Source organism: Nonomuraea sp. NPDC050536 (assembly GCF_044457685.1).
GTDB lineage: Bacteria > Actinomycetota > Actinomycetes > Streptosporangiales > Streptosporangiaceae > Nonomuraea.
This window is the reverse complement of sequence record NZ_JBITHD010000001.1, coordinates 1,342,401-1,362,706: the sequence shown is the minus strand read 5'-3', so window position 1 is coordinate 1,362,706 and position 20,306 is coordinate 1,342,401. Positions and strand designations below refer to the sequence as shown.

The window sequence follows — 20,306 nt, the reverse complement described above, 5'->3', positions numbered from 1 at the left end:
CCTCGTCCAGCGTCCCACACGCCGCTGCGGAAGCCAATCCCGTCAGCACCGGCGTGCAGGCGGCGCTCACGTGCCCTTGGGCGCCTCTCGTGCGAGCAGCTCCACCAGGCCGACAAGCAGCAGGGTCAAGACGGCGAGCAGCAGCACCACCTTGCCGGTCGGGTGATCCCAGAACACGAAGACCACCGCCGCGAGCGCGACGATGCCCGCCCGGACAGGACCGCGGTAGCGGTAGAGCCACAGGCCGAAGCGGCCGGTGTTGACCCTGCCGCCGATGTGCCCGGTCAGGAACCGGCGGGTGGCCACCGCGGTGGTCGAGGGACCGGTGAAGTACGCGCCGACGGCGATCACCAGTCCGACCACCAGCAGCGTCCGCAGCCCCTGACGCAGGAAACGGACCAGGGTGTCGTAGACGTCGGCGGCGGCTGCCGTGTTCAGGCCGTGGGCGGCCGCCGAGTTGAGGTAGGCGCCTCTGGCCAGCAGCAGCGCCGCCGCCAGCACCAGCATGCTGACAGCGATCCCGACGCCCGCGCCCAGCACGGCCCTGCGGTGGTTCCTGGCCACCCAGACTCCCAGCGCCAGCAGGATCAGCGTCAGGATCGGGAGCACCCACTGCAGCGCGAGCAGCCAGCTGTAGAGGGTCTGCCACCTGACCAGGTCGGGCGACTGGAACAGCTCGAAGGTGGGGTGGATCTCGGGGATGGACGCGGCGATGCCCAGCCCTGAGGCCACCAGCTTCTGTTTGACCTTGTCGATGATCGGCCCGAGGTCGACGCTGACGGTGTTGCCGGTGACCTTGAGCACCGCGCTGCCCTGGCCGGACAGGACCGCGTTGAGCTGGGTGTGCGCGACGCGGTTGGCGTCGACCCAGACGCTCTGGAACTGGTCGCTCGCCACTACCTTGCCGACGGTGTCACGCACGAATCCCTGCACGCCGCCGCTGATGGGCCCGGCCAGCCCGCCGACCTTGTCGCCTACTTTGGGTGGCAGCGCCTGGCCGAGCCTCTTCACCAGGGAGGGCACGTCGAGCGCCTTCATGATGGCCGCGGTGACCCGGTCGGACACCGCACCCTGCACGGTGGGGTCGCTCGCCAGCGGCGTGACGTTCTCCACGTAGCGGGCGGTGTCGGCGACCTGGTTGGCCGCCCAGTAGGCCACCCCCGACACCGGCAGCAGCACGCACCCGAGCGTGATCAGTGCCGCCGACACCCAGGCTCGCCAGCGTCCCCTGGCGCGGCGCTCGCGCAGTTCGGCGATCTCGCCGCGGAGCCGCTCCAGCTCCGCCCGCTCATCATCGTTCAAGCCCTCGGACACACGCCTCGCCCATCCCCCGGAGCCCTGGACAAGGGAACCTTCCCGGCTTATGGCGATGTGTACGGCAAGCGTTCGCCAAGCTATCCCAGCGTGCTGGTGAAAAAGTTCACGTAGTCGATCGAGGTATCAGGCCTCCAGCTCGCGCACGACCTCGGCCCGGTAGTCGCGCAGCTCAACCAGCAGCCGGCCCTGCTCGCCGGGATCCACCGCGGCCAGCGGCTCCTGCAGCGCCAGCGCCCTGTCGACCAGCGACAGCGACTCCTGTGCGGTGGGGACGCTGTCGGCCAGCGACATCAGCACGTTGACCAGCTCCGGCCGCAGCGCCTCCTCCCCGGCGGCGAGCGGTTCGAGCAGTTCGAGCGCCGTACGCAGGTGCGGGACGGCGAACTCCCGATCATCCAGCTCGAGCAGGCAGTAGCCGAGGTTCTGCTCGGCCTCGATCTGCTCCAACACCAGCACCGGGTTCGCGACCTGGGCGAACAGCGACGCGGACTCGCTCAGCACGGGCAGAGCGTCGCGCGGGCGCTGCAGCTCCATCAGGCAGGCGCCGAGCTGCCGCAGCGCGCTGGCCAGCATCGCGGCCGTCGCCTCGCCCATGGCCCTGAAGAGCTCGGCCGCCTCGGACACCGCGACGGCCGCGGCCTCCAGGTCGCCCGCGCGGGCCAGCTCCGCCCCGTGCACGCACAGCGCCTGCGCGAGCTGGAACTCCAGTCCGGGCACGGTGCGCAGCACGGCCACGGTTTCGGCGGTCAGCTCGCCGACCGGCTCGCCGAGCTGCGTCAGCGCGATCAGCCGCACGCTGAGCGCGGTCGCGTGCGATCCGGTCGCCGAGGCGGGCGCCGGCGGGCGCAGCATCTCGATGCCCTCGGCCGCCCCCTGCGCGGCGGCGGCCGCGTCCCCCAGCGCGAGCCGGGCCTCGGCGAGCACGATCACGGCGGAGGCGTGCGGAAGGACGAAGGCAGGCAAGCGATCCGTCGAGTCGTACAGCTCGACGGCCCGGGACAGCGCGATGACCGCCTCGTCCAGCCGCCCCAGCTGCACCAGCGCGGTGCCGCGGACGGAGTGGGCCTGAGCGGTGGCCACCAGTCCGGCGGCGTGCTCGCCGGGCGGCGGCATGGCCAGCGAACGATCCACGAACTCCAGGGCCAGATCCGGCTTGCCCAGCAGCAACTGGCAGCCTGCCATGGCCGACAGCGTGGCGCCCACCAGCGGCTGGGCGAAGACGTTGCCCGAGGCCCAGCGTTCCGCCTCGGCCAGCGGCTCGAGAGCCTCCTGCGGGCGGCCCAGATCCATCAGGCAGGCCCCCTCGCAGAAGTAGGAGCGCGCCATGATGCTGGCCACCAGCGGGTTGTCCTGCGGGTGGTGGGCCACGACGGCGCGCGCGGCCACGGCCGGCTCGAGGGCCTCGTCGAGGCTTCCCGCCATCATGCGGCTCAGCCCGAGCGTGGTCATCGCCTCGGCGAGGATCACGTCGACGCCCGCCACCGTGAGCGAGGCGTCGTCGAGCAACTCGATGGCCTGCTCGGCCAGCGGCACCGCATCCTGCGGGCGCAGGCTCACCTGCAGCGCCGCGGCCAGAATGGCCAGGGCCACGCCGCGGTCCGTCCTGACCGCGTTATCGGTGTCGGCGAGGCCGTCGAGGGCCTCCAGCGCCTCCCGGGCGCGTTCGACGGACTCCTCGGGGCGCTGCAGGTGCATGGCCCACTGGCTCATGGTGGTCAGCGCCCAGCTGAGCAGCGTGGGGTCGTCCATGTCGTGGGCGAGGTAGAGCTCCACGGCCTCGGCGGCCCGGTCGTAGCCCTCCTGGATCCGGCCGACGCTGCCGACCGAGTTGCTCAGCACCACCAGGGCCTGCGCGTGGTCCTTCATGCGCTCGGGCTGGGATTCCGCGAGCGCGGCGGTGATCTCGACGGCCTGCTCGGCCATCTCGAGGGTGGCGGCGGGGCCGCCGGTGGCGGTGACCAGGGTGCCCAGCATGGTCAGGGCAAGCGCGTGCCCCTCGCGTTCCAGCGGGTCGTCCCTGCTCAGTTCGGCGAACAGCTCGGCCGAGTCACGCAGGATCGGCATGGCCTCGTCGGGGCGGCCCAGCTCCGCCAGGTAGGTCCCCAGGGCCAGCTCGGCGTTGGCCAGCATGCTCCACTTCTCGCCCTGCCGGTAGAGCGGCAGGACCCGCCGCAGCGCCTCCACCGCCTCGCCCGGGCGGCCAGCCTCGATCTGGTAGTCGGCCAGCTGTTCCAGGGCATCGGCCAGGCCCGGCGTCGCCAGATCCCCATAGCTGTCCACCGACTCGGCCGTGTTCGCGATGGCCTCCTCCAGGTTCGCCACGCCGTAGTGAGCCTTGCCGAGCAGCCTCAGACCGAGGGCCAGCCGCTCGCGCAGGTCGGGGTTGGCGCGGATGAAGCGGCGCAGTAACGCCACGCTCTCGGCCGCCGGGACGACGGCGACCTCGGTCTCGCCCAGGGCGGTCAGCGTCTCCGACACCGCCCGCAGGATCTCCGCGTAGTCCTCGGCCGCGTACAGCGCCTGGTTTCTGGCCAGGCGGGGCGCGAGCAGCGGCAGCAGCGCGTTGCGCAGGACCTCGGGCGTGTGCTCCGCCAAGCCGGGGCACAGCCGCCCGGCCAGCAGCAGCATCGAGCCGTACCGGTCCTCGGAGTTCGGGCTCGCGCCGTTGAGCGGCCGGTAGCCGTTGCGGACGGCCGGCAGCGGCCGGTCGGCCCGCAGGCCCCGCTCGAGGTGGCGGAACGCCTCGCGCACCGTCTCCAGCAGGTGGTGGCCGGGCGTCCCGCCCAGGTAGGCGCCGATGGCCAGCCGGTAGACGCGCACGGCGTTGAGCTGGTCGCCCCGGTCGGCGCGGAAGGAGGCGAGGTTGAGCAGCGGATCGAGCTCGTCCGAGACAGCCGCGTCGATCAGCAGGGCGTCCGCCCGCTCCAGGTCCGTGCCCTGCATGGCCAGGCACGTGCCCAGGTTGTAGCGGGCCCGCGTCAGCCGTACCGCGTCCAGCCCTTCCGCCAGCGCCAGCGCGCGCTCGGCCGCCTCCAGGGCGGCGGGCAGGTCGTTGAGCGCGGCGCGGTAGGCGGCCAGGTCCGTGAGCGCGTCGGCTAGCTCGGCGCCCTCCAGCGAGCCGTTGGAGACCGCCAGCTCGGCGATCGAGCAGCGCAGCCGGGTCAGCGCGCCGGACGGCTGCGCGGTCGGGCGCGGCACCCTGGCCACCGCCCCGGCCAGCTCCGGGCCTGAGCAGAGCAGCAGCGCCGCCTCGAGCAGGCCGGGCAGCTGGGAGTACGGCTCGGCCGAGGCCGTCTCCACCAGCGCGTCCAGCCGGGCGACGAGCAGCCCGCGCAGGGCCGACAGCACGTTGCCACGCTGCGGCGCCGCCAGCCGCAGCGCGTCGAACAGCTGCGTCAGATGGGCGCCTGTGCACGCGGGATGGTCGTGCACCGCCAGCACTAGGCGGGCCAGGTCCGGGGTGGAGTCGAGCAGCTGCTCGGCGACAGGGTCCGGCTTGAGCGGCGCCAGCGCGGGCTCGCCGGGGAACAGCTCGGCCAGCCACCCGGAGATGCGCCTGCGCCGTCCCGGCTCGCTGCCCTCCAGCCCGGGCAGGGCCGCCAGCAGCTCGGCCGCCTCCTCACGGGTCGGCGCCGTCAGCGTGACCAGCGCAGCCGCCTGCTGCACGTCCTCCTCACCCAGGTCCGCGATGTGGTGCGCGGCCAGCCGCCCCTCCCACCTGCGCCACTCCCTGTCCAGGAAGTCCTTGAGCATCCCCTGTGGCGTGCGGCGCACCTCGCCGCTCAGCACGGCCAGATGCACCAGCAGCGGGCTGGTCTCCGGCAGCCCCTCGTACGGCATGCCGCCGCCGAAGGCCCGCGCGGCGGCCTCGGCGTGCCGCCGCACGTCCTCGGGACCGAGGCCGCCGTCGCCGAGCGCGATGGTCGTGCCGGTGGACCTGCGCAGCAGGCCGTCGGTGTCGCGGTTCAGCTTGCGCCACCAGGTCACCTCGTCACGGCCGGGCGAGCGGTCGACCAGCAGCAGCCGCAGCCTCGGCCCGCGCACCCGCGCGCCGAGCCGCTTGATCAGCGCGATCACCGGGTCGGTGAGCCTGTCGGGGTAGTCGGCGACCAGCAGCGTCGGCCACACCAGCTCGACGCGCACGCCCGAGGTGAGGTCGGCGGTCAGGCCCCGCTCGTCGGCGAACCCGGCCGACCAGCCCCGCTCGGCCATCTCCACGCAGAGCTGGGCGCCCAGCCGGGTCTTGCCCGCGCCGCCCGCGCCCGACACCGTGGCCGCGCTGAACAGGCCGGGCCCCGTGCACCAGGTGAGCAGGTCGCGCAGCTCGCGCTCGCGGCCGACGAATGCGACCCGGCCGTGCCTGGCCTGGATCAGCTGGTAGTCAGGGGCGTCGGCGGCCAGCGGCAGGTAGGGCGGCTCCAGGTAGCGGCCGGTGTCCAGCTCGGTGACGGCGCCCCAGTCCTCGACGTCCTCCACGTCCACCGCGCCCACCAGGCGCGCGAACGCCTCCTCCTCCAGCAGCCGCCTGACCGGCAGCGCGTGCAGGCGGGCGCTGCCGTACATCACCGGGTCGGCGATCACCACGCCGAGCAGCACCCGGCCGGGCCCGAACACGGCCGCGCCGGACATGCCGCGCCAGCCGGACTCGCCGGCCAGCGGCTTGGCGGAGTCGACGTCGATGTCGTAGCGCTGCGCGCGTTCCGTGCTGATCGTGCCGGTCATCGTCTCGATCGGACGGGCGCCATCGGGTTCCGCCTGCGCCTTGGGGAAGCCCCACGCCGTGCACGACACGCCCAGGCCCTTGACCCTGCCCCAGCGCAGCGCTCCCCGGTCGGGCGCGTCCCGCCACGGGGCCGTGGACACCCTGAGCAGGGCGGCGTCGAGCATGCCGTCCGTGCCGCGCCAGGCCACCTCGGCCGTCATCCAGCCGTCGCCGCCCTGCCGCCTGACCTGGCACGCGGGGCCGTCCGCCAGGACGTGCGCGGCCGTCAGCACCAGATCGTCACAGATCGCGTAACCGGAGCCGTAGCCACCGTCCGCGTAGACCTCGACCACCCGCCCAGAGCGCTCAGCCACCCCCCTATCTTCGGGGGTAATCGGCGCCGCGCAATGAGTATGGCCCTACTCATTCGTGATCTCCTGGGTTACGTTGCCCGGCATGAGGCTTCTCTCCGCGCTCACCGCCCTTTCCGCCGCCTGCCTGCTCGCCGTGCCGCTTCCCGCGCACGCGGCCGCGCCGTCGCCGCGCTGGCAGCTCACGGATACCGGCGTGACCGCGCGTTTCCGCGGGCTGGCGCCGGTCAGCAGGGACGTGGTGTGGGCCGCGGGGACGTCGGGGACCGTGCTGCGGACCGTCGACGGTGGCCGCAGCTGGCAGAACGTCTCGCCACCTGGGGCTGAGGCGCTGCAGTTCCGCGACGTGGAGGCCTTCTCGCCGCGGAGCGCGGTGGTGCTGTCGGTGGGCGACGGCGGGGACTCGCGGATCTACCGGACCGAGGACGCCGGCCGTACCTGGAGCGAGACCTTCAGGAATGACGAGCCCGCGGCCTTCTACGACTGCGTCTCCTTCTTCGACCCGCGGCACGGGCTGGCCATGAGCGACCCCGTCGACGGGCGCTTCCGGCTGCTGTCGACGTCCGACGGCGGGCGGAGCTGGCAGGTGCTGCCGTCCTCCGGGATGCCGGCCGCCCTGTCTGGAGAGGCGGGGTTCGCGGCCAGCGGGCAGTGCCTGGTGACCTCGGGGCGGGACGCGTGGCTGGCCACCGGCGGCGGGGAGCGCTCGCGCGTCTTCCACTCCGCCGACCGGGGGCTGACCTGGACGGTCGCCGACACGCCCATCCCGGCCGCCGACTCGGCCCGGGGCGTCTTCGCCCTGGCCTTCCGCGATCCGCGGCACGGCATCGCGGTGGGCGGCGACTACCGGCCCGGCCAGGCCTCCCCCTCCGCCGGGGCGACCACGTCGGACGGCGGGGCCACGTGGCAGCCGTCGGCGGCGCCGCCGCCCGCCTACCGGTCCGGGGTGGCGTGGCTGCCGTTCGCGGCCATCGCGGTCGGGCCCACGGGCAGCGACATCTCCTTCACCGGTGGGCGTGAGTGGCGCACCTTCGACACCGGATCCTTCGACACCGTGTCGTGCACGCGGGACCTGGCCTGCTGGGCCTCCGGCGAGCAGGGCCGCATCGCCCGCCTCACCCTCTAAGGGTCATCTGACGCCGCGCGGGCGGAACTGGATGCTGATGCGCGGGCCCGTGGGGCGGGACAGCTTGGGGATGGCGTGCTCCCAGGTGCGCTGGCAGCTGCCGCCCATGACGATGAGGTCGCCGTGGCCGAGCTCGCGGCGGATCGACGGCCCGCCCCCGCGGGGCCGCAGCAGAAGGGGGCGCGGCGTGCCCACGGACACGATGGCCACCATCGTGTCCTCGGTGCTCCCGCGCCCGATCGTGTCGCCGTGCCACGCGACGCTGTCTCGGCCGTCACGGTAGAGGCACAGGCCCGCGGTACGGAAAGGCTCCCCCAGCTCGGCCGCGTAGTGCTCGCTGAGCAGCCGCCGCGCCTCCGCCAGCGCGGGATGCGGCAGCGGCTCCCCCTCGTCGCAGAAGCACAGCAGCCGCGGCACGTCGACCACCCGGTCGTACATCCGCCGCCGCTCCGCCCGCCACGGCACCTCCTCGAGCAGCCGGTCGAACAGTGCGTCGGCGCCGGCCATCCACTCCGGCCTGACGTCGATCCAGGCACCGCCGGACAGGTCCGTCCGCCGCACCGACTCCCCCAGCCCGCGCGGCCACGGCTCCTCGTCCAGTCCGAGCAATGATGCTTGGAATACAGCCGTCATGCGTGCGATCCTAGCGCATCTTTCAAACATTCTTTCGATTAAATGGGAGTGAGCGAGGAAAGAGATGGGCGTGTAACGTCCTAGATATGTTATGGCGTTACATGATCGGTGCGGTGACGGCCCGGACCGGGGATGAGATGTCCGCGCCCGCGTTGCTGATCGCGGGGCTGGCCGTCACCGGGTCGCCGGTCGTGGCGTCGTGGTTGCTGGCCGGGCTGACCGTGTCGTCGGCAGTGGGCGGGGTCGTGCTGGGCGCCGTGCTCGACCGGGCGCGGCGGCCTGGACGCGCGCTGGCGTGGTGCCTGGGTGGTTACGCCGCCGGGCTGACGGTGATCCTGGCGGGGCTGGGGCACGTGCCCGCCGCGCCGCTGGTCGGGGTGGCGGTCCTGGCGGGGTTGCTGGGTCCCGCGCTGACCGGCGGGTGGACGGCGCAGGTGCCGCAGGTGGCGCCGGGGGCGCGGCTGGCCAGGGCCAACGCGCTGGACTCCATGAGCTACAACCTGGCCGGGCTCGCGGGACCCGCGCTGGCGGGGTTGACGGCGACGGCGGTGGGCGCCTACGGCGCGGTGGGGATCTCGGTGGGTCTGGTGCTGCTCGCCGTACTGCCTGCCTGGAACTTGCCGCCGAACCCGCGGCCGCAGGCGGCGGCCGTGCGGGGGCGTGACCTGACCGAGGGCGTGCGGGCGATTCTGCGGAGCCGGGCGCTGCTGCGGACCACGGTGGCCTCGATGGTGTCCTTCGCGGGGATGGCCATGCTGGTGGTGTCGGCGCCCGTGCTGGGGATCCGGCTCGGCGCCGGGGCCGGGTTCGGCGGCCTGCTGCTGGCGGTGGTGGCGTTGTTCGCGCTGGTGGCGAACGGGCTGCTGGCCGGGCCGCTGCGGCGCCTGGCCGGGCGTCCGGACGCGGTGCTGGTGGGCGCGACGCCGGCGCTGGGGCTGGGCCTGGCGATCACCGCGGCGGCGGGGACGACCTCGGCCATCGGGTGGGGCCTGGTGGGGGCCGTGGTGGTGGGGGCCGCCTCGGGGCCTCAGCTGACGGCGGTGCTGGCCGTCCGGCATCGGGAGGCGCCCGACCAGGTGCGGGGTCAGGTGTTCACGACCGGGGCGAGCTTGAAGATCACGTCTTTCGCGGTGGGCTCTGCGGCGGCGGGCCCGCTGGTGGCCTGGTCGCCGCCATGGGCGCTGGCGACGGGGGCGGCGCTGCAGGTGGTCGCCGTCGCGGCGTTCTGGCTGCTGTCATGGAGCGGGCCATCCCGCATCGAGGCCGAAGCGGCCGAGCGCACCCGGGCAGGATGAGCTCGCGGGCGACGAGCGGGAGGGTCAGGCGGTGGTGCGGGCGCGGTGGGCGGCCACGCGTTCGCGGGTGGCGCAGCGGGCGCTGCAGAAGCGTTGCGGGCTCCCGCCCCCGAGGTCGAGGTACGGCGTGCGGCACGCGGCCGAGGCGCACAGCCCGCCGGGCACCCGCTGGTGCTCGGCCAGCAGGACGGCCAGCGCCAGCGCCGAGGACGCCAGGAACCACTCCCCCCAGGCCGCCTCGTCGGAGCTGTCGGCGTGCAGATGCCAGGCGGTCCCCTCGTGGCTGGTCAGCCGGGGTGGGTGGGCGAGCATCCGGTTGAGCAGTGAGGCGGCGACGGGCACGGAGGAAGCACCGAAGACCTCCTCGAGCCGGGCCGCCGCGGAGCGCATGTCCTCCACGTCGCCGACGGTCGGCATGGGGGACGGTTCGCCGTGGGAGCGCAGGACCCGGGCGACCGACTCCGGCGTGGGCGTCGCGTGCAGCAACTCCACGCAGAGGTCGACGGCCCGCCGCGCCATGTCCTTGGTCGAGTGGACTCGCACAGAGTGAACCGGCACAAGGGCAGCGTACGCGGCGGGCCGTACCCCGGGGCCTCAACCCCCGCAGGCGGCGAAGACGAACGTGTTCTTCAGGAAGGAGTACTTGTCCCTGACCTTGACCGCACCGGTCTCGGTGTCGATCTGGACGATCGTCATCTTGGTCGCCTTGTTCTCCGGGTACTGGGCCAGGTGCAGCGTGACCTGCTTCTCGCCGGTCCAGTCGATCATGAACAGGTCGCCGGCGGGCAGCTTGATGCTCTTGCGCGCCGTCACCTGGTCGCTGTCCATGTCGTAGAGCACGAGCTGCTTCTTCTTGCTCATGACGACGCTCGCCACGGTCTTGCCGTCGCCCGACAGCGCCTCGGGGGCGTTGGCGGAGATGATCTGCGGCGGCGTCTTGCGCAGCTGCTGCTGGCCGTGGTCGTCGTAGACGGCCAGGTCGGTCACCGACTCGTCGCCCTCGACGCTGGTGAGGACCTCGTCGCCGTCGGCGCTGAAGCCCATCAGCGTCTCCTCGCCGGACAGGGTGCCCAGCTGCTCGCCGCTGGCGGTGTCGAAGATCCGGGTCCGCTTGGGCTTGTCGCCTCCGATGACGACCGCCAGCTTGGCGCCGTCGTCGGACAGCTGCAGCGTCACGTTGTACTGCGCGACCCGCGGCACGGCGTTCTTGGCCAGCAGCTTGACCCCGCCGTCAAGGGTCCGTACGGCCAGCCGCCCCGACGTGGTGAAGTACGCCAGGCGCTGCCCGTTGCCGCTGACGGCGATCGGGGCGGCCTGCCACACCGACGACTTGCCGTTGGCCTCGAGCGCGACGGTCTGGGCGTCGGGCAGCGAGTGCTGCATGCCGTTGTGCATGACCAGCCGCCACTTGCCGCACGGCTTCATCTCGCCGTCCTTGGAGACCTTGCACCCCTTGATCGAGGCGTAGCGGATGCTGTCGTGCCCGTGATGAGGTGCGGCCTGGGCGGCGGTGGGTGCGGCCAGCAGTCCGGCGACACCCGCGGCCACAGCCGCGGCGATCCTGAGCCTCATGTCCTTCACTCCCCGGCCGCGAAGTAGGTGTAGCGGTGCTTGCTGATGGAGAACTTGTCGGTCTGGGTGACGTGGCCGGTCTCGGGGTCGACGGTGAGCACCCGTACCACCGCCGGCTGTCCGTCGTCACCGCTGGAGACGAGGGCCCGCAGCTGCCCGTCGGCCGTCCAGTTGGCGCGGTACGGCGTGCTGCCCGGCTTGAGCGCCAGGTCGACGCCCTGCGTCAGGTCGCCGGTCTCGACGTCGTACATGCGCAGCCGCGGTGCCTTGTTCCTGTCGGCGTTGCCGGAGACGAACACCGCGACGGTCTTGCCGTCGGCGGCGAGCGCGTCGGTGGCGGCGTTGGCCACGACCTGCGGCGGCGTCTTCTTGATCGTGGTGCCGTCGAGCCGGTGCACGATGATCTGGGCGGTGTTGTCGGTCGGGTAGCGCATGGCCAGCACCTCGTCGCCGTCGGCGCTGAAGCCGGTGGGCGACTCGGCGCCGGGCAGCTTGACCGTCTTGCCGGTGGCCACCGTGTACAGCAGGGTGGGCCGCGTGGGCCTCTCCTCGCTGGAGTCCACCAGCACCCGGTCCCCCGCCGGTGACACGTAGAGCACGATCGAGTCGGTGCCGCGCGCCGTCAGCGCCTTGGGCAGCGCGGTGGCCGCTCCCCCAGCGGCCTTCCGCACGACCAGGCGGTGGTCGCTCGCGCGTTCGTAGACGATGGTGCCGCCGTCGGCGCTGACGGCGAAGACCCCGGTGTCGGAGATCTTGTGGCCCTTGACGTCGACCCTGGTGGGCGAGGCGTCGCGGACCTGCTGCTTGCTGCCGTCGCGCATGAGCAGCTGCCACTGCCCGCACGGGTAGGTGGTTTCGTCCTTCTTGTCGGTGCAGGACTTGATCCAGGCGGCCCGCGCGGTGGCTGGACCGGTCTGGGCTCCGGCGGCACTGGGTGCTAGCCCCAGCCCGCCGATGACCGCCGTCGCCAGAAGCGCGGCGGCCGCTGAGGTGTGCCTCATCGGTGTGTTCCTTTCGCTCACACCGTTAGACCCGCGCCTGCCGTGACCGGTTGATCACAGCTCGGCCACGAAGCGATGGAATTCCGGCTTGTGGCCGGGTGCCGCCTCTAGCCGAGCTCGGCGAGGTCCTCCGCGGTCAGCCGCAGCGATCCGGCGGCGATGTTCTCCTCCAGGTGGGCCGGGGAGCTGGTGCCGGGGATCAGCAGGATGTTCGGGGAGCGGGCCAGCAGCCAGGCCAGGGCCACCTGCGGCACGGTCGCGCCGTGGCGGGCGGCGACGGCCTCCAGGTGCCGGGCCGTGAGCGGCTGGAACCCGCCGACCGGGAAGTAGGGCACGTAGGCGATGCCCGCCTCCGCGCAGGCGTCGACGATCGGGTCGTCGTCGCGCTGGGACACGTTGTAGAGGTTCTGGACGCAGGCGATCGGCGCGATCGTGCGGGCCTGGGCGAGCTCGGCGGCGCCGACGTTGGAGACGCCGAGGTGGCGGATCAGTCCCTCCTCGCGCAGCGCGAGCAGCGTTTCCAGCGGCGCGGCCAGTGACGTCTGGGAGCGGTCGAGGTCACCCATCCGCAGGTTGACCACGTCCAGGCGGTCCACGCCGAGCGAGCGCAGGTTCGCCTCGACGCCGCGGCGCAGGCCGTCGGGGGTGAGGCCGTTCTTCCGGTCCGCGGGCAGGGCGATGTCGGAGCCCTCCACCAGCGCCCCGACCTTGGTCACGATCACCAGGTCGTCCGGGTAGGGGTGCAGCGCCTGCCTGATCAGCTCGTTGGCCGCCACCCCGGCGCGGGAGTAGTAGTTGGAGGTGTCGATGTGGTTGACGCCCAGCTCCACGGCGCGGCGCAGGATGGCCAGGGCCGTGTCACGGCTGGGCGCCTCGCCGCGCGGCCAGCCGGTCAGCTTCATCGCGCCGTATCCGATCCTGGCGACGCTCAGGTCACCGCCCAGAGCCCATCGTTGCGTTGTCACGATCACCCACCCTACGGGTCAGGGAAGCGGGCGGCGGCCGGGGAAGCCGAGCTCCGTGCGGTGGTACCAGCCGAGCTGCGTCTCCCCCTCGACCCAGCACAGCCGCACCGACACCCCCTCGAGCACGGAGGGGAAGTCGACCAGGACGGGGGCGATGCCCTTGATCTCGATGCCCTGGCCGATCCAGCGGCTGAGCGTCTCCTCGATGCGGGCCTCGATGGCCTTCATCTCGGCCAGTCCACCCAGCGGGGACGAGCCGGCGTTCTCCCGGTCGTAGGCGATCTCGGCGAGGTCGGCGCGGGCGGCGATCAGCTCGCGGGCGTCCTCGATGACCGCGGGCAGGAGCGCACGCGCCTCGTCGAGCGTGAAGATCCGGTCCATGACGGCACGTTAGCGGTTCGGGTCGTAGGCGTGGATGAGGAGCTGCTCGGCGTCGTCGAGATAGGCCTCGAGGAAGGCGGCCGCCTCCTCGGCGCGGCCGGCCTCGAGCAGCTCGAGCAGGGCGCGGTTGCGTTCGACGAACGGCTCGTGCAGCAGGCGCGGATTCTCCATGACGTGGAAGACCAGGCGCAGCTCGGCCAGCAGCCGGCGCATCGCCTCGTCCAGGCGCGGGCTGCCGTTGGCCGCCACCAGCGCCTGGTGGAAGCGGAGGTTGGCGGTGCCGACACCCTGCCAGTGGTCATCCCTTCGAAGTGATCACCGTGGCGCCCGCCGTACGCCATCTGCCCTTGAAGGCGGCCATGGAGGCCAGGAAGATCGCCTGGCCCACCAGGCCGACGAGCAGCCAGGTTTGCCAGCCGCCCACGGCCACGACGCGGGGTGCGACGATGAGCAGAACCACGATCATGACGCGGACCACCATGCCCCAGATGCCCAGCGCCGCGCCCTGCAGGCGGGAGTCGACGTCCTCGGCGTTCTCGGAGAAGTTGGCCATCCACGGCACGTAGGCGACGCCCATGAACAGGAACAGCAAGGCGTAGACGAGCGTGACGTGGGCGGAGGAGACCTCGGTGCCGATGATCGAGATGTAGTAGGCCAGCATCCCGATCGTGAGGACCGTACCCAGGGCCGTGAACGGCTTGCGCAACTGGAGCCTGTCGGTGATCCTGCCGACCACGATCACCGCCAGCGCGTTGAGCACGAGCCCGAGTGCCACGATGCCGTTGGCCTGGGCGGTGGTGACCTTGAAGGCGTCGGTCAGGATGGTCTGCCCGAAGATGGCGAAGGTCCAGTAGAGGACCTGCCAGCCGGTGTTGCCGAAGACGTGCGCCCACAGGTGCGGGTGCTTGAACAGCTCCCTGACCTTGCCCGGGTCGATCTTCTCCTCGGCGCTGACCTCCGACTCGGCCTGCATGACCTGGGCGCGCAGCGCGGCGGACGGCTCGGCGATCTGCCAGATGATCACGGTGCAGAGCACCAGCGAGACGATGCCCATGATGATCGCCTGCGACTGCCAGGCGTTACCGAACATGGGCAGCGTGAGGCTGGCGATCAGCGAGGCCAGGAACGAGGCGCCGACCGGGCCCCAGGTCCAGAACGCGAAGGCCTGTGCCCGGCCCAGCCGCGGGGAGAAGTCGCGCACCAGCGAGGCGGTGATCGTGATCCCGGCGCCCTCGATGAACAGCATCAGACAGCGGACGGCGAACAGGCCGCCGCTGGTGCTCACCGTGGCCAGCAGGAAGTTGCAGGCCGCGGTGACGGTGAGGGTGGGGACCAGGATCGTCACACGGCCCCAGCGGTCCGACAGGATGCCGCCGAATGCCGCCGACAGGCCGCCCACCAGCACGGAGGCGGCCGCGATCAGGCCATAGACCGTGAGCGACATGCTCAGGTCCTTCAGCAGCAGAGGCAGGATCGTGGCGATCGTGGTCTCGAAGTTGGCCACCAGGCTGGCCAGGACGGCGATGGCCAGGAGGCGGATCCGGCGGCTACCGACCGGATAAACGCTCAGTTCGCGGACATAGAACGGCTTCATGCCCATCCTCCGGGGGAGGGTCCTTGACGGTCGCTCTAGAACGCGTTTCTAGTTGCTTCACACTGGCCGCTTTGGGCTAGGCATGTCAACGTTTCCGGGCATCACGATGTGATCTCGGTCACAGCCGGACCGTTGTGATTGAATCGCCGCCGATTCCTCGAACACGGGATCGCGAATCCGCATAAAATGCGCGCCTGTGAGCCTGCCTGTACGTCAACGTTCCCCCAGGCCCGGCGGCGGTCGCCACCGGGCGCCGGTGCCCATGTCCCTGCCATCGGACGCGCCCGTGCTCGTCCTGGCCGCGCCGGGAAGCACCGAGGGAGTGGCCGCCGAGATCGCCGCCGTCGTCCGGGTCGACAACCCGCAGATCGAGGTCCGGTTGTCAAGCGTGGCCGACCTGGCCGAGGTCCTGCCCAGCGGCCGGGACGCGGTCGTGGTGCCGCTGATGACCTGGTCCGACCCGGCCGTCATGGCGGAGATAGGCAAGGCCGTGGCGGCCAGCGGATCGAACGCCGTGGTGACCGAGCCGCTCGGGCCGCACCCGCTGCTGGCGGAGGCGCTGCACATCAGGCTGGCCGAGCGTGGCCTGGCCAGGGCCGACAGGGTCCGCCTGCTGAACGTCTCCAGCCCCGTCGACGCCGTCATCCTCGGCACGGTCGGCGGTGCGCAAGCCGTCGGCGCCGTCCAGCCCACCGCCGTACTGCTGGCCTCCCGGCTCACGCTGCCCGTCGTGGCCGCCTCGCTCGACAGCGAGCCCGGCGTCGCCGTGGCCGCCGAGCGCCTGCGCGGCGCGGGCGCGCAACGCCTGGCCATCGCCCCCTGCCTGATCGGCCACGAGGCGCCCGAGGGCATCGTCGCCGAGGCGGCCGCCTCGGTCGACGCGGGTCATGCTGAGCCCCTCGGCGCGCACGGCGCCGTAGCAGAACTTGTCGCGCGAGCTTACGGCAGTCAACTCGCTACTTGACAACTCTTGTCGAGATCGCTCAAGTAGCGTTACGTTCTGCCCATGCGTAGCGTCCACGTCAACGGTTCGCGCCTTGGGCTTCGTGACGTCACCGAGGCGGACGTGGCCGCGCTGCACGCCGTCTACGGCAACCCGGCGGTCACCGAGCACATGCCGTTCGCCCCGCGCACGGTGGAGGAGGTCGACCGGATCGTTCGTGACGCCATGGAGGCGGCCCGCGCGGACCCGCGCCGCCTCTACGTGCTCGCGGTCACGGACGCCGGCTCCGACGAGGTGGTCGGCGTCGCCCGGCTGCACATTGAGGCCGACCACCCGCACAGCGCGGAGATCGGCCTCGGCCTGCGGCCCGACCAGTGGGGCCGCGGCATCGGCACGGACCTCATCAAGCTGGTTCTGTCGTTCGGCTTCCGGCAGGTGGGCCTGCACCGCATCTGGGGCGCCCGCTCCCCTGCCAACCTGCCGGCCCAGCTCGCGATGCTCACGGCCGGCATGGTCGAGGAGGGCCGCATCCGCCACCACGTCCTCACCCCGGCGGGATGGCGCGACTCCATGGTCCACAGCGCCATCGCCGACGACTGGGTCGCCTACTAGAGGCGGGCGTGTGAGGTGATGTCGGCGCCGAAGTCGTCGATCATGGTGGCGGTGACCGTGGGCCGGCACTGGCCGATCGCCACCAGGTAGTCGGCGGTACTGGCGCCCGCGGGGATGTCCATGGCTCGCGGCGTGGCGAAGTCGCGCTCGAAGGCTGTCTGCGCCGCCGTGCGTGCCGCGTGCTCGATGTCGGCGGGAGTGAACTGCTCGCTGGCCTCGACCAGCGTGTCCAGGTCCACGTCCGGGCGGCCGTCGGAGTAGCGGGCCCAGATCGCCTTGCGAGCGGCCACGTCGGGGGTACCGATCGGGACCACGTAGTCGAACCGGCCAGGCCGCAGGAACGCCGGGTCGAGCGAGCGGATGGAGTTGGTGGCGCACACCAGCAGTCGCTCGTCCCGCTCGCGGAAGCCGGGAATCAGCTTGAGCAGCTCGTTGGTGATGCTGTGGCTGCCCGCCTCCGGGCGCTCCGCCCGGACCGCGGCGATCTCCTCGACCTCGTCGATGAAGACCAGCACCCGCTCCAGCTCGGCGATGCGCCCGAAGGCGGTCCGCAGCGCCGCCGCCAGGTTGCCGTCGTCTGCCAGCCTGGAGGGCAGCAGCTCGACGAACGGCCAGCCGAGCCGGGAGGCGATCGCCCTGGCGAACGTGGTCTTGCCCGTGCCGGGCGGGCCGAACAGGGCGATGGCCCGCGGCGGGCGCACGCCGTGCCGGGCGGCGCGCTCGGGCTCGGCCAGCGGCAGCACGATGCGCCGCTCGATCAGGTCCTTCTCCACCTCCATCCCGGCGACCTTGTCCCACAGGTCTCCCGGGAGCGGCCGCCCGCCGAGCTCCGCCAGCAGGGCGGCCCCGGCGACGGCGGGCTCGGTCTTCTCGAAGTACGCCACGGCCGGCCGCCGCGTGTAGCCGGCGTTCACCAGCCCCTCGCCGAGCAGTTCCTCCTCTGGCAGCACGTAGGCGATGCGCCGCACCCGCGCGTCCACCAGCCGCCGTTCCAGCTCCCTCAACAGCGCGCTGGCCAGCCCGCGGCCCCGCCAGGCGCCGGAGATCGCGATCCGCATCACCCAGGCCCGCTCGCCGGTCACCTGCGCCAGCGCGGCGCCGATCGGCACGCCCCGGTGCACGGCCACCACGGCGGGCTGGCGCGAGGTCAGCGCGCCGATGCATTCGGCCAGCGAGAACACCGACTCCTGCCCGAGCCCGGCCGTCGTGTCGATCAGATGGACGACGGCCGCCAGGTCGTCCTCACGATAGTCGTGGATGAGCCAGTTCATCGGTACCGTCTCCTCGCCTCGGGGGGCTTCGGACGGTATACGAGGTAGAGCGGACAGTCACCCTCCAGTGCGGACAAATCCCGACCAGAAACCTTACGGCGTGCAATAGAGACACCGTTGACGCCCGCCTAACGCAGTGCGAGAATCCTAACAGCGTTAGGAGAACCGATGCGCGACAGGAAAGCCGAACGCCATCAGAGCACGCGGGCGGAGATCCTCGCCGTGGCGTGGAAGCTGGCCGCGACCGAGGGCCTGGCCGGTCTGACGCTGCGCGACATAGCCCGCGAGGTGGGGATGCGGGCTCCGTCGTTGTACTCCTACTTCGCCTCCAAGCACGCGATCTACGACGCGATGTTCGCCCAGGGCTGCCAGGAGTACCTCGAGGGGCACGCCGGGCTCACCTTCACCGGCGACCCGCTGACCGACCTCAAGATCGGGATGCGGTACTTCGTCGGGTTCTGCACCGCCAACCCCGTCCGCTACCAGCTCCTCTACCAGCGGACGATCCCCGGCTTCGAGCCGACGCCGGAGACGTTCTCGCTGTCCGTGGCCGGGCTCGGCAAGATGCGCGACAAGCTGGCCGAGATCGGCATCACCGATCCGGCCGCACTGGATCTGCTGACGGCCATCGGCACGGGCCTGACCGACCAGCAGATCTCCAACGACCCCGGCGGGGACCGCTGGACCCGCCTGGTCGACGAGGCCATGGAGATGTACTACGCGCACATCTCCGATCGCCGAAGGATTCAAGATGACTCTCACCCGGGATCAGGCCGCCACCCTCGCGGCGGCGGAGAACCAGCGATTCGTTGAGCTGGCGCGCTATCTCAGCGCCGACGACTGGTCCAAGCGCACCGAGTGCCCCGCGTGGGACGTGCGCGCGATGGCCGGGCACGTGCTGGGCATGATGGAGTTCACCACGTCGGTGCAGGAGTTCGTGCACGTGATCCGCACCGGCGGCAAGGTCGCGGGCGACCGGCCGGCGATCGACGGCATGACCGAGGTCCAGGTGGCCGAGCGCGCCCACCTGTCCACCGCCGAACTGCTGGAACGGCTGGCGGACGCGGCCCCGCGGGGAGCCCGCTCACGGCGCCGCCTGCCGGCTCCGCTGCGGATGATGCCGATGCCGCAGGAGGTCGACGGGGTGCGTGAGACGTGGCGCCTCGGCTACCTCTTCGACACGATCCTCACGCGCGACACCTGGATGCACCGGGTGGACGTCTGCCGGGCGACCGGCCACGTGCTCCTTCTCACCGCCGACCACGACGGGTTGATCGTGGCCGACGTCGTGGAGGAATGGGCCCGCCGCCATGGCCGGCCGTACAGTCTGGTGCTCGAGGGGACGGCGGGCGGCAAGTTCGGCACGTCTGGGGAGGAGCTCGTGCTGGACGCCGTGGAGTTCTGCCGGATCCTGTCGGGCCGGGGCACGGGCGAGGGGCTGCTCACCCAGCACGTGCCGTTCTGACCCAGCCCTTCAGCACCTCCTCGGCCACCTGGCGCGGGTCCGCTGTGCTTTCGACGACGTAGTCCTCGACGGCGGCCCGCTCCAGAACGCGCTCGAGCTCGCCCGAGCGGTCGAGGTGCCAGCGCAGTCCCTTGTCGTCGCCGTCGTGCCTGCGCGTCAGCCGCCTGCGCACCTCGTCGAGCGGGGCTCGCAACCAGCAGACGGTCAGCGGCACGCCCAGCGCCTCCTCGTAGCCGCGCCGCCCGTCCGCCGACTCGATCACGCCGGCCAGCACGAGCCTCTTCACGCCGGCGTCGAGGAAGTTGGCGGCGACGGCCCGCAGATTCCGCATCGTGATCGCCGCGTTGAACGGGTCCCCCTCCGGGCTCGGCCAGGACCGCCGCAGCCAGTCCACGTCGATGACCGCGTTGGGGACGCCCTCCTCGGCCAGCAGATCCCCCGCCACATCCGCGACGGTGGTCTTCCCGACCCCGACGGTTCCATTGATCAGCAACGCCCACGACATCCGCCGATCCTACATTCAAGGGCGGACCACGCTTCGGTGGATTGTCGGTGGCGGCCCCTACGATGAGCCTCCTCACGGAGGGATACTTGCTCATGCTCGACTCGCTGATCGTGCCGCTGTTCGTCACCACCGACCTGCCGCCGGAGGCCGACCTGGCCGAATTCGGCGGCCTGCTGGCCGGCACCGCCCGCACGCTCGGCTTCGACGCGTTCCTGGCGGGCAAGGTCTTCTGGCTCGACCGCCCCATCGTCCCCCGCCAGCGCCCGGCCGCCGGCACCGAGCTCCGCTTCGCCGCCATGCTCGGCTACCTCGCGGCCTCGGGCTCCGCCCACACCCCCGCCACGGTCGTCGCTGACGTCCGCGCGGCCGTCGGCGCCGCCGTCCAGTCCCGCTACGGCGACGTCGGCGCGCCACCCGCCGTCTTCGCCATCCGCGACCGCGACGTCCGCGAACGCACCCCCGACGACGCCCTCTACGTCGACACCCGCGACGCCACCCCCGACCTCATCACCGCCACCCGCCCCTACCTCTAGCCACTCTCCACCGCACGGAC

General features: G+C 72.1%; 19 protein-coding genes. 7 read left to right on the top strand and 12 right to left on the bottom strand.

Annotated features, from left to right (window positions below; translation table 11 throughout):
* Positions 1–66: 66 nt before the first annotated feature.
* On the bottom strand, positions 67–1,314 hold the full coding sequence (locus tag ACIBHX_RS06605) for a hypothetical protein (protein WP_397064855.1): 1,248 nt from the start codon (positions 1,312–1,314) through the stop codon (positions 67–69).
* A gap of 126 nt (positions 1,315–1,440) precedes the next feature.
* On the bottom strand, positions 1,441–6,393 hold the full coding sequence (locus tag ACIBHX_RS06600) for a trypsin-like peptidase domain-containing protein (RefSeq protein WP_397064853.1): 4,953 nt from the start codon (positions 6,391–6,393) through the stop codon (positions 1,441–1,443).
* Between the two features lie 82 nt (positions 6,394–6,475).
* Between ACIBHX_RS06600 and ACIBHX_RS06595 the strand changes: the two genes are divergently transcribed.
* Positions 6,476–7,516: a WD40/YVTN/BNR-like repeat-containing protein gene (locus ACIBHX_RS06595; protein ID WP_397064851.1), complete on the top strand. Its 1,041-nt coding sequence runs from the start codon at positions 6,476–6,478 to the stop codon at positions 7,514–7,516.
* A 3-nt stretch (positions 7,517–7,519) separates the two neighbouring features.
* On the opposite strand, the gene ACIBHX_RS06590 is transcribed toward ACIBHX_RS06595, so the two are convergent.
* Positions 7,520–8,149 (bottom strand): alpha-ketoglutarate-dependent dioxygenase AlkB, encoded by a 630-nt coding sequence (locus tag ACIBHX_RS06590; RefSeq protein ID WP_397064849.1) that lies wholly within the window; start codon positions 8,147–8,149, stop codon positions 7,520–7,522.
* An 86-nt stretch (positions 8,150–8,235) separates the two neighbouring features.
* Between ACIBHX_RS06590 and ACIBHX_RS06585 the strand changes: the two genes are divergently transcribed.
* Entirely contained in the window at positions 8,236–9,444 is a 1,209-nt protein-coding gene (locus tag ACIBHX_RS06585; RefSeq protein WP_397064847.1) for an MFS transporter, read from the top strand.
* Positions 9,445–9,468: 24 nt separating this feature from the next.
* Here the strand turns inward: ACIBHX_RS06585 and ACIBHX_RS06580 are convergent, their stop codons facing one another.
* The 7 genes from ACIBHX_RS06580 to ACIBHX_RS06550 all read right to left on the bottom strand — a co-directional run bounded on the left by ACIBHX_RS06580 (position 9,469) and on the right by ACIBHX_RS06550 (position 14,957).
* Positions 9,469–10,002, bottom strand: a complete 534-nt coding sequence (locus tag ACIBHX_RS06580; RefSeq protein ID WP_397064845.1) for a CGNR zinc finger domain-containing protein — start codon at positions 10,000–10,002, stop codon at positions 9,469–9,471.
* A 36-nt stretch (positions 10,003–10,038) separates the two neighbouring features.
* Positions 10,039–11,016, bottom strand: coding sequence for a WD40 repeat domain-containing protein (locus ACIBHX_RS06575; RefSeq protein ID WP_397064843.1), 978 nt, complete (start codon positions 11,014–11,016; stop codon positions 10,039–10,041).
* A gap of 5 nt (positions 11,017–11,021) precedes the next feature.
* Positions 11,022–12,017 carry a hypothetical protein gene (locus ACIBHX_RS06570; RefSeq protein WP_397064842.1) on the bottom strand — a complete coding sequence of 332 codons (996 nt, stop codon included), beginning with the start codon at positions 12,015–12,017 and terminating at the stop codon, positions 11,022–11,024.
* A gap of 107 nt (positions 12,018–12,124) precedes the next feature.
* The gene (locus ACIBHX_RS06565; RefSeq protein ID WP_397064840.1) at positions 12,125–12,982 is read right to left on the bottom strand and encodes an oxidoreductase; all 858 of its coding nucleotides are present in this window, start codon (positions 12,980–12,982) and stop codon (positions 12,125–12,127) included.
* Positions 12,983–13,000: 18 nt separating this feature from the next.
* Positions 13,001–13,363: a DUF2203 domain-containing protein gene (locus ACIBHX_RS06560; RefSeq protein WP_397064839.1), complete on the bottom strand. Its 363-nt coding sequence runs from the start codon at positions 13,361–13,363 to the stop codon at positions 13,001–13,003.
* Between the two features lie 9 nt (positions 13,364–13,372).
* A complete protein-coding gene (locus ACIBHX_RS06555; RefSeq protein ID WP_397064838.1) occupies positions 13,373–13,612 on the bottom strand; it encodes a hypothetical protein in 240 nt (79 codons plus the stop codon).
* Between the two features lie 49 nt (positions 13,613–13,661).
* Positions 13,662–14,957, bottom strand: a complete 1,296-nt coding sequence (locus ACIBHX_RS06550) for an MFS transporter (protein ID WP_397064837.1) — start codon at positions 14,955–14,957, stop codon at positions 13,662–13,664.
* A 262-nt stretch (positions 14,958–15,219) separates the two neighbouring features.
* On the opposite strand from ACIBHX_RS06550, the gene ACIBHX_RS06545 reads away from it, so the two are divergent.
* Together ACIBHX_RS06545 and ACIBHX_RS06540 are read left to right on the top strand one after the other, a co-directional pair.
* A complete protein-coding gene (locus ACIBHX_RS06545) occupies positions 15,220–15,921 on the top strand; it encodes a sirohydrochlorin chelatase (protein WP_397064835.1) in 702 nt (233 codons plus the stop codon).
* Between the two features lie 42 nt (positions 15,922–15,963).
* On the top strand, positions 15,964–16,512 hold the full coding sequence (locus ACIBHX_RS06540; RefSeq protein WP_397064833.1) for a GNAT family N-acetyltransferase: 549 nt from the start codon (positions 15,964–15,966) through the stop codon (positions 16,510–16,512).
* On the opposite strand, the gene ACIBHX_RS06535 is transcribed toward ACIBHX_RS06540, so the two are convergent.
* Positions 16,509–17,783, bottom strand: a complete 1,275-nt coding sequence (locus tag ACIBHX_RS06535; RefSeq protein ID WP_397064831.1) for an ATP-binding protein — start codon at positions 17,781–17,783, stop codon at positions 16,509–16,511. The two genes, ACIBHX_RS06540 and ACIBHX_RS06535, sit on opposite strands and share 4 nt — an antisense overlap.
* 168 nt (positions 17,784–17,951) lie before the next feature.
* Between ACIBHX_RS06535 and ACIBHX_RS06530 the strand changes: the two genes are divergently transcribed.
* Both ACIBHX_RS06530 and ACIBHX_RS06525 read left to right on the top strand, forming a co-directional pair.
* Entirely contained in the window at positions 17,952–18,596 is a 645-nt protein-coding gene (locus tag ACIBHX_RS06530) for a TetR/AcrR family transcriptional regulator (protein ID WP_397064829.1), read from the top strand.
* Entirely contained in the window at positions 18,535–19,248 is a 714-nt protein-coding gene (locus ACIBHX_RS06525) for a maleylpyruvate isomerase family mycothiol-dependent enzyme (RefSeq protein ID WP_397064827.1), read from the top strand. Before ACIBHX_RS06530 ends, ACIBHX_RS06525 begins: the two co-directional genes overlap by 62 nt.
* On the opposite strand, the gene ACIBHX_RS06520 is transcribed toward ACIBHX_RS06525, so the two are convergent.
* Positions 19,226–19,753, bottom strand: a complete 528-nt coding sequence (locus ACIBHX_RS06520; RefSeq protein ID WP_397064825.1) for an AAA family ATPase — start codon at positions 19,751–19,753, stop codon at positions 19,226–19,228. The two genes, ACIBHX_RS06525 and ACIBHX_RS06520, sit on opposite strands and share 23 nt — an antisense overlap.
* Positions 19,754–19,845: 92 nt before the next feature.
* On the opposite strand from ACIBHX_RS06520, the gene ACIBHX_RS06515 reads away from it, so the two are divergent.
* Positions 19,846–20,286: a hypothetical protein gene (locus ACIBHX_RS06515; protein WP_397064824.1), complete on the top strand. Its 441-nt coding sequence runs from the start codon at positions 19,846–19,848 to the stop codon at positions 20,284–20,286.
* Positions 20,287–20,306: the final 20 nt, after the last annotated feature.

Bases quoted from the DNA above. Each gene is read 5' to 3' on its own strand.
- ACIBHX_RS06550 (WP_397064837.1), bottom strand. From the start codon at position 14,957: ATGAAGCCGTTCTATGTCCGCGAACTGAGCGTTTATCCGGTCGGTAGC.
- ACIBHX_RS06545 (WP_397064835.1), top strand. From the start codon at position 15,220: ATGTCCCTGCCATCGGACGCGCCCGTGCTCGTCCTGGCCGCGCCGGGA.
- ACIBHX_RS06535 (WP_397064831.1), bottom strand. From the start codon at position 17,783: ATGAACTGGCTCATCCACGACTATCGTGAGGACGACCTGGCGGCCGTC.
- ACIBHX_RS06590 (WP_397064849.1), bottom strand. From the start codon at position 8,149: ATGACGGCTGTATTCCAAGCATCATTGCTCGGACTGGACGAGGAGCCG.
- ACIBHX_RS06570 (WP_397064842.1), bottom strand. From the start codon at position 12,017: ATGAGGCACACCTCAGCGGCCGCCGCGCTTCTGGCGACGGCGGTCATC.
- ACIBHX_RS06560 (WP_397064839.1), bottom strand. From the start codon at position 13,363: ATGGACCGGATCTTCACGCTCGACGAGGCGCGTGCGCTCCTGCCCGCG.
- ACIBHX_RS06525 (WP_397064827.1), top strand. From the start codon at position 18,535: ATGACTCTCACCCGGGATCAGGCCGCCACCCTCGCGGCGGCGGAGAAC.
- ACIBHX_RS06515 (WP_397064824.1), top strand. From the start codon at position 19,846: ATGCTCGACTCGCTGATCGTGCCGCTGTTCGTCACCACCGACCTGCCG.
- ACIBHX_RS06520 (WP_397064825.1), bottom strand. From the start codon at position 19,753: ATGTCGTGGGCGTTGCTGATCAATGGAACCGTCGGGGTCGGGAAGACC.
- ACIBHX_RS06530 (WP_397064829.1), top strand. From the start codon at position 17,952: ATGCGCGACAGGAAAGCCGAACGCCATCAGAGCACGCGGGCGGAGATC.
- ACIBHX_RS06585 (WP_397064847.1), top strand. From the start codon at position 8,236: ATGTTATGGCGTTACATGATCGGTGCGGTGACGGCCCGGACCGGGGAT.
- ACIBHX_RS06540 (WP_397064833.1), top strand. From the start codon at position 15,964: ATGCGTAGCGTCCACGTCAACGGTTCGCGCCTTGGGCTTCGTGACGTC.
- ACIBHX_RS06575 (WP_397064843.1), bottom strand. From the start codon at position 11,016: ATGAGGCTCAGGATCGCCGCGGCTGTGGCCGCGGGTGTCGCCGGACTG.
- ACIBHX_RS06595 (WP_397064851.1), top strand. From the start codon at position 6,476: ATGAGGCTTCTCTCCGCGCTCACCGCCCTTTCCGCCGCCTGCCTGCTC.